Source organism: Sporomusa sp., assembly GCF_035561255.1.
Taxonomy (GTDB): Bacteria; Bacillota; Negativicutes; order Sporomusales; family Sporomusaceae; genus Sporomusa.
Genome location: NZ_DATMXX010000187.1, coordinates 1 through 9747 on the forward strand (window position 1 = coordinate 1; position 9747 = coordinate 9747).

12 protein-coding genes and 1 tRNA gene are annotated in these 9747 nt (G+C 42.6%); 9 read left to right on the plus strand and 4 right to left on the minus strand.

Translation table 11 applies throughout. From position 1 onward, the window contains the following. Positions 1–546: 546 nt before the first annotated feature. Positions 547–882: a hypothetical protein gene (locus VN379_RS10610; RefSeq protein ID WP_325533587.1), complete on the minus strand. Its 336-nt coding sequence runs from the start codon at positions 880–882 to the stop codon at positions 547–549. Positions 883–1234: 352 nt separating this feature from the next. Between VN379_RS10610 and VN379_RS10615 the strand changes: the two genes are divergently transcribed. The 4 genes from VN379_RS10615 to VN379_RS10630 all read left to right on the plus strand — a co-directional run bounded on the left by VN379_RS10615 (position 1235) and on the right by VN379_RS10630 (position 3212). Continuing rightward, complete coding sequence (locus VN379_RS10615; protein ID WP_325533589.1) at positions 1235–1882, plus strand: EF-hand domain-containing protein; 648 nt, start codon at positions 1235–1237, stop codon at positions 1880–1882. 85 nt (positions 1883–1967) lie between these two features. Continuing rightward, positions 1968–2099, plus strand: coding sequence for a hypothetical protein (locus VN379_RS10620; RefSeq protein ID WP_325533591.1), 132 nt, complete (start codon positions 1968–1970; stop codon positions 2097–2099). Positions 2100–2198: 99 nt separating this feature from the next. Next, a complete protein-coding gene (locus tag VN379_RS10625) occupies positions 2199–2399 on the plus strand; it encodes a hypothetical protein (RefSeq protein WP_325533593.1) in 201 nt (66 codons plus the stop codon). 54 nt (positions 2400–2453) lie between these two features. Next, positions 2454–3212 carry a GH25 family lysozyme gene (locus VN379_RS10630; protein WP_325533595.1) on the plus strand — a complete coding sequence of 253 codons (759 nt, stop codon included), beginning with the start codon at positions 2454–2456 and terminating at the stop codon, positions 3210–3212. 410 nt (positions 3213–3622) lie between these two features. Here VN379_RS10630 and VN379_RS10635 read toward each other — a convergent pair. After that, positions 3623–3699, minus strand: a tRNA-Pro gene (locus tag VN379_RS10635). Positions 3700–3867: 168 nt separating this feature from the next. On the opposite strand from VN379_RS10635, the gene VN379_RS10640 reads away from it, so the two are divergent. From VN379_RS10640 to VN379_RS10655, 4 genes are all read left to right on the plus strand, one after another. Next, positions 3868–4575 (plus strand): NlpC/P60 family protein, encoded by a 708-nt coding sequence (locus VN379_RS10640; protein WP_325533597.1) that lies wholly within the window; start codon positions 3868–3870, stop codon positions 4573–4575. A 162-nt stretch (positions 4576–4737) separates the two neighbouring features. Beyond that, positions 4738–5349 carry a 16S rRNA (guanine(966)-N(2))-methyltransferase RsmD gene (gene rsmD, locus VN379_RS10645; RefSeq protein WP_325533599.1) on the plus strand — a complete coding sequence of 204 codons (612 nt, stop codon included), beginning with the start codon at positions 4738–4740 and terminating at the stop codon, positions 5347–5349. A 1-nt stretch (position 5350) separates the two neighbouring features. Next, positions 5351–5836, plus strand: a complete 486-nt coding sequence (coaD, locus tag VN379_RS10650; protein ID WP_325533601.1) for a pantetheine-phosphate adenylyltransferase — start codon at positions 5351–5353, stop codon at positions 5834–5836. A gap of 27 nt (positions 5837–5863) precedes the next feature. Next, entirely contained in the window at positions 5864–6325 is a 462-nt protein-coding gene (locus VN379_RS10655; protein ID WP_325533603.1) for an ATPase, read from the plus strand. Between the two features lie 16 nt (positions 6326–6341). Here the strand turns inward: VN379_RS10655 and ylbJ are convergent, their stop codons facing one another. Further along, positions 6342–7592: a sporulation integral membrane protein YlbJ gene (ylbJ, locus tag VN379_RS10660; RefSeq protein ID WP_325533605.1), complete on the minus strand. Its 1251-nt coding sequence runs from the start codon at positions 7590–7592 to the stop codon at positions 6342–6344. A 116-nt stretch (positions 7593–7708) separates the two neighbouring features. On the opposite strand from ylbJ, the gene VN379_RS10665 reads away from it, so the two are divergent. Beyond that, positions 7709–8533 (plus strand): patatin-like phospholipase family protein, encoded by an 825-nt coding sequence (locus VN379_RS10665; protein WP_325533607.1) that lies wholly within the window; start codon positions 7709–7711, stop codon positions 8531–8533. Here the strand turns inward: VN379_RS10665 and VN379_RS10670 are convergent. Then, positions 8469–9722, minus strand: a complete 1254-nt coding sequence (locus VN379_RS10670) for a nucleotidyltransferase (RefSeq protein ID WP_325533609.1) — start codon at positions 9720–9722, stop codon at positions 8469–8471. The genes VN379_RS10665 and VN379_RS10670 overlap by 65 nt on opposite strands. Between the last annotated feature and the right edge of the window lie 25 nt (positions 9723–9747).

The window sequence follows — 9747 nt, forward strand, 5'->3', positions numbered from 1 at the left end:
AAAAAAGTTATTGCAGAAAAATGGTGGAATATGGATAGATGGACTTCCTAGATCGTGTATTAGTGAAATAATAAAAAATTGCTCATTTTGAAAAAGAGCGATTGGGCTCTTTTTTTTCATGCCGGTAGTTCGTATTTCGCATAACAGGTATCATGCCGGTCAACAGGACAATAATTATGATGGATTTTTTGTGCTGGGCATTTATGACTGCAGTTGGTATTGGAACGGGGTTTTATGCTGCTGATCTCTAAGCAGCACTGTTTATGGCATTGGTAGGCGGGCTTGGTGGGGCATTTTTGTTATTTAAAAATAAATTTCATCATTGAGCCAAGCATGGTCTTTATGGCCGTATCCTCAGGGTACGGCTTTTTTGTTGAGTATAATTGGAGGACAAGCATAACAATTCATCAGTCGTTTGCAAGCCTCATTGCCTGCGGCGCGAAACAGATAGAGACGCGGAGCTGGCCTACTAAGTACCGGGGGCTAGCGTTAAACAGAAAAAAGAGAAGTGGTTCAACCACTTCTCTTTAGAACTGCTTGTTGGTCCTAATTGGGAATGTCTTGTAGATTCTCAAATTCGGAATTCATTTGTTTCTTTTCATCATGCTTTTTAGATGGTACAGGTTTTTTATCCTGACCATCGTTAGGCGGAAGCGGTTTCTGATCGTCTAAGTTGCATTTTTCATCGAGTGGATGGTTTTTCTTACAGTTTGGTTTGTGATGATTGGAGTTTGGGTGATTATTTTGGTCCTGGTCTTGAACAATCGGCGGTCTTTCCGGCAACTGCTCATTGGGGGCAGCAAAGGCGGACATAGTGCCAGCACCGTACACCATTGCTAATCCTAATGCAAGAGACAAAACAGTTTTATTTTTAGTAAACATACATTCAACCTTCTTTCAAATGTTTTTAATACCTTGTTTGGTACGACTTTATCTTAACAATTTGTTCTTAAAATTCCTTTAAAGTGAAACCTTCATTATTTCCCAATGGGGTTACAAAATAACAAGAGATAGAACCGAGGCCTACCTGGTTGACAGGCGGTGTAAGATAATATTTATATTGCTCGAAGAGTGATAAGGATAGCTTGTTGTTATAGCATCTAAAACTGAGTATCGCAAAATCGTACAGGCTGGGATCGCCAAGTGAGTTAACGATTTTCAGAAGTATTTGTAAAATAATTAAACATAATTGTAATATTTAGATGGTAAAATTCTCAAAAAAGGAGGCTATAATATGAGTATATCGTCCATAGACAGTAGTAGCATGGTGGGATTATTGAGCCAGTATTACTATCAGAGTCAAACTTCTAACAGCAAAACGAATAGTAGTAGCAGTACGTCAACTGTTGACAGTTTGAAAGGGGTAACATCTATCAATTCCGATGGTGACACTTTTCAAATGTCTGGGCTGACTCAGCTATCAACATCGGAAATGTATTGTAAAATGGACACCGACGGTGATGGTTCAGTAAGCAAGTCGGAATTTGTGGCATTACGTCCCAGTGATGTTACCGAGGAAATGGCAAATAATCTTTATAGCAGCTTCGATACAGACAGTTCAGGATCATTGTCAGAATCTGAATTTGAAACGGCCATGAACAATGCACTTTCTTTGAATACAGTTTCAGCAACCAGTACCAATAACAGTACTGCATCTACGCAAAGTATAAGTGCGGGTGGAGGCGGCACTGCTTCAGCCAGTAGTTCATGTCCTTTAGGCAATAGTACCTGCACAAGTTGTGGGCAGTGTGGTAAAACAACGCTAAGCAGCTCCAGTTCTAGTTCAACTCAGAATAATACAAATACCCAAACAAGTATGTCTACCAATTACCTTTCGTCTATTGCCATGAAGTCTTACGAAATGAATTCTGCATATTTATAGAAATTGTGCCGTTCCATCTTTTGGGGTGGGGCGGCTTTTTTAACCCTTGTAATAGTTGACTATTTTTTATTAGGTGGTGTCGACAATGGATAATGTAACCGATAAATTAAAATACAATTTGACGGAAGAAGAACTACGAGAGTTGTTATCTGATTTGCCCAATATTATTAGAGACTTGAACGACGAAAGTAACGACTCAGAAAAAACAGATAAATGATGTAATGTATCCCCGTTCTATTGCTCGTAAAGAACTGTACCACAGGTAACGGCGAAAAATGGCCGCGGATAATCGCCTTGTTATATGAGGTGATATTTAATGCCGAGAGAAGTATGCCTGCTGTTACGTGGAGAATTAAAAGTAATACATGAAAGTGTAATAGCAGCGGCTAAATCAGCCGCTGCATCCCTTGCAGATGTGGCACCGGCAAAAGCAATAGCAGCCGGTGCCCTTGCTTTTGCAACCGGCAGTCATGGGACGGCGCTCCTGGCGTTTGTGTGGCTGATCCTAATTGACTAGCTGACTAAATATTCTATTGATGAAAACGAATTCGCTGGGAAACTGATTCTGTATATGATTCTGGTGTCTGCCGCTGTGCATGTTGATGTCATGGTCGGTGGTGAAGGGGGATTTTTAAAAGCTACCTGGTACTATCTGGCGGCAACTGTAGATATAAGTATAGTAGAGAACCTTAGGGACGCCGCCGGGGTGCAGAGTCTTGATCCGTTACTGGCATTTATAAGAACGAGGTTGGGGGGGATTGAAATGATTAAAGGTATTGACGTATCTAAACACAATGGTGCAGTGGATTGGCCGGCTGTGGCGGCTGCCGGTATTGAATTTGCGATTATCCGCAGTTCTTATGGCAAAAATTCAAAAGACGAAATGTTTCAGCAAAATGTAGCCGGGGCAAAGGCTGCCGGTCTAAAAGTTGGTGCTTATCACTATTCCTATGCTTTGACTGTCGAAGACGCAATTCAGGAAGCTTCCAACTGCAGGGAAACTATTGCCGAGGCTGGTGTACTGCTTGAGCTGCCGGTATTCTTCGACATGGAGGATGCAGACGGATACAAAGAGCGCAGAGACTTTTCTTTTGATCCGGCAGAGATAACGGCCATGTGCAAAGCTTTTATCGACAATATTGACCTTGACTGCGGTGTGTATGCCTCCTGCTCCTGGCTAACCGATTACATTGACTGGCGCAGTCTGGGGTGCGCCGTATGGAATGCCCAATGGAGCCGCAATGACGATATTAAGGGCTATATGTGGCAGTACACAGACTCATTGGAGATTAACGGACAGACCTTTGATGGCAATATCAAGTATGAATAAGCAGAATGCGGCAGCGGTTTTCGTTACCGCTATATTTTGATAAAAATAGCGCCGAATTAACGGCGCTAAATGGTAAGGGAGTTGTGCGTTGAATACGTACACGAAACTTAAACCTAAATGAAAACGAGTATAGTTAATGACCTGGCGTGTGCCAGGTTTCTTTATATGTCGCAGATTAAGGCACGATCACATTAGTAGGCACTTTAGTATATTCACATATATATAGGAAGGAACATAAAATATATATATATAAACTAACCCTCTTATTTCGATAAATAAGAGGGTTAAGTTAAATACTTTATAATGTGTAATTTTTAGTTACCTGTTAGAAGAATGTTAGAAGTTTGCGTTTTATTATGCGATTTAAATACTTGTTAAGGCTTCGGGATGCCCTAAATTACGAGATAAACTGGTCGGGGCGACAGGATTCGAACCTGCGGCCTCTTGGTCCCGAACCAAGCGCGCTACCAAACTGCGCTACGCCCCGGCTCACATTTATAAAGTATACACATCGATAATCGCCTTGTCAACAGTAAAAGAAGAGTTTCCCAATGGACTTCAGAAATTGTAAATATGAGTCATTTGTCTTGCAGGGGATTTACTGGAAATGTCGAAATAAGTTTAATGAAAAATAGCAAAAGATGGAGGTATGTGTTTGAAAATAGTTCATAATATAGTGGTCACAGTTATATGCACATTTTTATTGCTATTAGGTTCTCATAGTCTAGCTTTTGCCTCCGGTCAAGATATGCCTGTGCTAAGGCAGGAAGTAAAGAATGAAGCCGTTTATGCTTTGCAGGAGGCGCTTAAGAGGCTTGGATTTTATCAATATGAGATTGATGGGAATTTCGGTATTTATACGAAAAACTCTGTTATCGAGTTCCAGCAAGCTGCAGGGATTGAGCCTGACGGTATTGTTGGGGAGGGAACATGGCAGGCGCTTCGAATTCATTTGGGTAATAGTGAATTAAGCCGCGGCAAAGCTGACAGAAGGAACGGAGAACAAATTGCCAGTTTTGCTCAGAGATATTTGGGTGTGACATATGTATGGGGAGGGGCAGGTGCGGGTGGATTTGATTGCTCTGGATTTATTTATTATGTTTATCGGCAATTTGGCATTTCTTTACCACGGGTAGCTGATGAACAATATAATATTGGGCGGAATATACCATTAGCTGATATTGAACCAGGTGATTTGGTTTTTTACAGTACGTACACTCCCGGGCCTTCACATGTTGGCATATATGTGGGAAACGGACATTTTATTCATGCTAGTTCAGGTGCGGGCCAGGTAACTTTAACAGCAATGTCAAAGCCCTACTATCAGGCAAGGTTTTTAGGAGCATTCCGTGTTGTCAGGTAACAAACAAAATAACCGGGGAGCCGGTTATTTTTGTTTGTCGGAGGATAAGCCGGGGATAATATAAAGACCGATATAAATTTTTTTTTGCAAAAAGTGCTACTGTTGTTTAAATGTGCTAAAATATTTATGTTAAACAGAAATTAGCCATCATTCGAGGTAGATATGCGGATTATAACCGGAATTGCCAAAGGCACCAAGCTTAAAACTCCGAAAGGTCTTGATGTACGTCCCACTGCTGACCGGGTAAAAGAGTCTATGTTTAGTATTCTGGCAAATCTAGTATTACCAGCTGGCAGACATGCGCTCATAGGGGCAAAAGTATTAGATTTGTTTGCCGGTACTGGAAATTTAGGACTAGAAGCACTAAGTCGGGGGGCGGCACATGCACTGTTTATTGACCATAGTCAGATAAGTCTTGCGGCCATAGACCAAAATATTAGCAATGCCAGGTTGGGAGATCTGGCGAAAGTCCAACGTGCAGACTCAATTAAAGCTCTTGACAGGTTAGCTCAGTCAGGGCAAACGTTCACTCTTATATTCTTAGATCCTCCTTATAACCAGGGGCTGGTAAATACTATACTATTAAAACTTGATGGTAGCAGCGTTTTAATAGAGGGAGGAATAATTGTTGTTGAACACTCTAAACATGAATCTTTTAATACGCAATGGCAAAATTTGCAGCTAATTCGGACAGAACGTTATGGAGAAACAATTGTGACTTTTTTTTTGCGACACGTGCGCGAGACTAATACTTTGGCAATAGGAGGCAATTAAGATGCGGATAGGGGTTTGTCCTGGAAGTTTTGATCCAGTTACCAACGGACACTTGGATATATTTTCACGGGCTAGTAAAATGTTTGATTTGCTCATTGTTGCTGTTTTTCATAACCCTAATAAAAAGCCGTTATTTACTATGGCAGAACGGGTTGAAATGTTAAACCTGGCGACTAAAGATATACCGAACATCAGGGTTGACAGTTTTTCCGGTTTGTTAAATGATTATGTGCGTCGTCAGGACAGCAGCTTTATTGTTCGCGGCCTAAGAGCCTTAAGTGATTTTGAATATGAATTTCAGCGAGCATTACTCATAAAAAAAATCGATCCGGTAATGGAAACAATTTTTATGATGACAAGTAGTGAATACTCCTTCATCAGTTCGAGCGGCATTAAAGAGTTAGCCAAGTTTGGCGGGCCGATTACCGGATTGGTGCCTGCATGTTTAGAGAATAGAATTATAAAAAGAATTCGCGAAAAAAACTAAACTTTGTTTAATGGGAGGGAGAAAGTCATGAGTATTGAAAAATTATTAGATGACATGGAAACTATGCTGGTTGAAGCAGCGCGTGTCCCATTTACCAACAAACGGGTGGTTGAGGAAGATGATCTGGCTAGGTTTCTTGACGAGTTTCGAGAACGGCTGCCAAAAGAGCTTGATGAGGCTAAACGGGTTATTTCTGACCGACAGCGAATATTGGACGAAGCACAAAGAGAAGCACATAATATTGTTGAGCAAGCTAAGCAATATGTGGTTAAACTAACAGATGAAAATGTAATTAATAAGCAAGCTCAGGAACAGGCAAATGAACTTGTTGCCCAGGCCCGCAAAACAGCGAAAGATTTGCAAATGGATGCTGTGGTATACGCTGACGAGGTATTTAAGCATGTTACGTCCCATTTGGAGAAAACATTGGATGTTGTTCGGCAGGGACACCGTGATTTGCAGCAAAATAAGAGCAATCAGGGCAAATAAAAAGGAGCTAAGCTCCTTATCTTTTTACATAGCAATATATGCCTCTGGCTAAGTGAACAGCAATTGACAGTACTAGCATGATGCTAAGTAATACCCCAATCTGATAACTGGTCTGTTCAATTCTGGTCAGCCATAATCCCCAGCTATTGGTCTGGGCTATACTCATAGATACAGGGATTACAAATAATTTAGTAATCGCTTGACCAGGCCCGAGCAGTTGTACGGTAATTATCGCGGCAAGTATGGCATGCAGCAGGCGACCTACCATATATGGTGTCATACGGATACCTGATTCGATAACAATACTGGCTACTTGTCCGTGGACGGAAAGACCGCTCCAGGCAATAATTGCGCTGGCAACAGCAACCTTTTGGCCCAGGGGGGACTCAGCCTGACTGGCGGCAAGGGTGCCCAGGTCGAGCTCGAAAAATCCACTTACCAGTGATGGAGCTAAGTTGGTACTGTAACCAATGAGGCTAAGAAGTGATGCAAATAGACCTGTCAGAATATCCGTAATACCAACAACTGTCATAATGCGAATAAAAACCGAGAATACAATGATAAAGCCGCCTATCAGCATAATGGTATTCATAGATGACTTAACCGCATCGCCGAGTAATTGTCCAGTTGAACGTTTATCCTCCTGCTTAGCGTTGTACAGGGCCCTAAAAGCACGAATAATGATATTACCATTTGCCGCGGGAGCATCTTTGGTGTAGCTATCACGATTTCGGCCATGGAACCTAAAGATAATTCCAACCAGGAAACTTGATAAGTAATGAGCTAAAGCAATCGTTGCTCCCAATTCGGGCATGCCAAACATGCCTACAGCTACCGCGCCGAACATAAATAGCGGATCAGCAGTATTCGTGAAAGACAGGAGCCGTTCGGCTTCCACCGCTGTGCACAGTTGATTTTTGCGAAATTTACAGGTTATTACAGCGTCCATCGGATAGCCGGATGCAAGCCCCATGGACATGGCGAAGGCGCCGACACCGGGCACATTAAATATAGGTCTCATTAGTGGTTCGAGCAAAACACCGATGAAGTGAACGACACCGATTCCCATAAGAATCTCCGATAAAATAAAAAAAGGCAGCAGGGCGGGAAAAACAACATTCCACCATAAATTTAATCCCATAATGGCTGAATCAAAAGCTTCTTTTGGATATGTTACCATAGCGACAGTTATAAATACCGTACAAAAGGCCATACAATATGCCAGTAGCCGAGAACGATAACGCCTGCCACTGCTCCAAATCCGCATATATAAATCTCCTCCTCCAAGCCGTGCGGTTTGATAATATATATATTGACAGGGCAGAGGTAATATAACTAAAATGCGGTTTCCGAATGTGACTAGTTTGTATTGGGGGGATAGCGGTGCGACCTAAAGTAGGTTTAGCCCTAGGTTCGGGAGGTTTGAGGGGAATCGCCCATATTGGGGTTCTCAAAGTGTTTGAAAAGCACAACATCCCTGTAGACTGTATTGCTGGCTGCAGCATTGGCAGTCTTATCGGGGCACTCTATGCTGTCGGGCTTGATGCAGAAACCATATTTAAATTGGCTAAGAATCTAAAAAAACGGCACTGGCTGGATTTTGTTATTCCTCAAATGGGGATTGTTTCGGGTGAACGGGCATTGGCCACTATTCGCCTGTTAACAAGGCAAAAGACCTTTGAAGAACTTGCACTGCCACTAGCTGTGGTGGCTACTGAATTAAACAGCGGGCAGGAAGTCGTTTTTACCCAAGGGGACGTGGCTAAAGCTGTTCGTGCCAGCATTTCCGTGCCTGGAGTTTTTATTCCTTTTGCCATCGACGAGAGGTTATTTGTTGATGGCGCTGTTCTAAATCCTACACCGATTGATACCGCCCGGAACATGGGCGCAGACATAGTCGTCGCTGTTGATTTGGCTCATGCAGGCACGGTAGGCAATATTAACAATATGTTCGATGTTATTATTCAGTCAATTGATATTATGGAACGAGAACTGTGCAAACACCGCCAGCAGCATTGTGACATCCTTATCCAACCTGATGTCGGCAGTATGTCGCCCAGTTCTTTTGACACAATGGATGAATGTGCTCTAGCAGGTGAGCTTGCTGCGGAAGCAGCCATACCTGAGATCAAAAAACTATTGACTAATCTGCAAAGTAGTGAGGCGAAGTCTGATAATCCTGACCGCCTGCTCTCGCTTGGCAGTTAGGGTATCCTAATACATACATGTTTGTTGCCGTAATATCACTTGCTAGCATGTCTTGCAAAAGCTCTAATTCATCATGCTGCTGTTGTTTGCTTGTAAGAAATTGGGATGTTTTTGTTATTACTGGTATTGTACTGTGTCTGTCAATCTCCCGTAATAACATTCGTCCGTTCTGATTAAATGCCAGTATGCGGGCATATAAGGGGCCCGACTGATCGAAGTGGGCTATCTTCGTTTTCGTTGTACCTAAGAGTGCGTGAATAATAATCCGCTGTAAGCGAGTCAGCGGATAACGCTTACTTTTGATAAGCGATAACAATTCATGAATTGTTGATGCTTTAAGGGCAGAATCACTTATTTTATTGTGGAGTCCTTCATTAACATCAGGCAATGCGGATAATTCATTTAGCCGCATACTCCTGAGTTTTGCCAAGATAATAGTACTGAAAGCATCAAAGGTTACAGGGGCACGACCTGCCGTAATTAGTGCATTAATCTGTTCCGCGTTAGCTGGAGGGAGTGATTGCCAGGCCATGCTGGCGGGGGATAACCTGTTGTTTTTTATAATTGCTGATCTGATGGCAGTAGCACTGGCAATACTCGAAGTAATATAGCTGTCGTGGTAATTAGATGAACGACGCTGTATTGGCAAGGGAATTAGCTGTGGGGCGTAAGAAGAAATTGCCCGTAAATATTCAATTGCTAAAATGTTATTAGGAGAATGGATTATTCCCGGGTCAATGCCTAAACTTTCGGATAGCGTCGTAGCTAAGCTGGCGGCATATGTCTGGCCGGTCTTCATTTTGAGACGTAAGGTATTGCCGATATCGCTTCTGGATAACGCTGTTGCTGCAGATGTAAGCAGAGATAAATCTGCGGATTCGGCGCCAAAACAAATATGGCTCACTACTCCCAGGCGGCTGAGAAGCTGAATACCGCCGGTTGCGAAATATTGGGCGCTGCGCACAGTAAAGACTGTGGGAAGCTCGATTACTAAATCAACGCCGGCTTTAACAGCCATAGCCGCCCGCGACCATTTGTCAATTATTGCGGGTTCGCCGCGCTGTAAAAAATTTCCGCTCATTACACCGATGGCGAATTTTGCACCTGAGATTCGCCTTGCCTCGGTTAGATGCCATAAGTGGCCGTTATGAAAAGGGTTGTACTCAACGATCATGCCTACTGTATTCATTACACTTCACCCATGTTTATTTTAC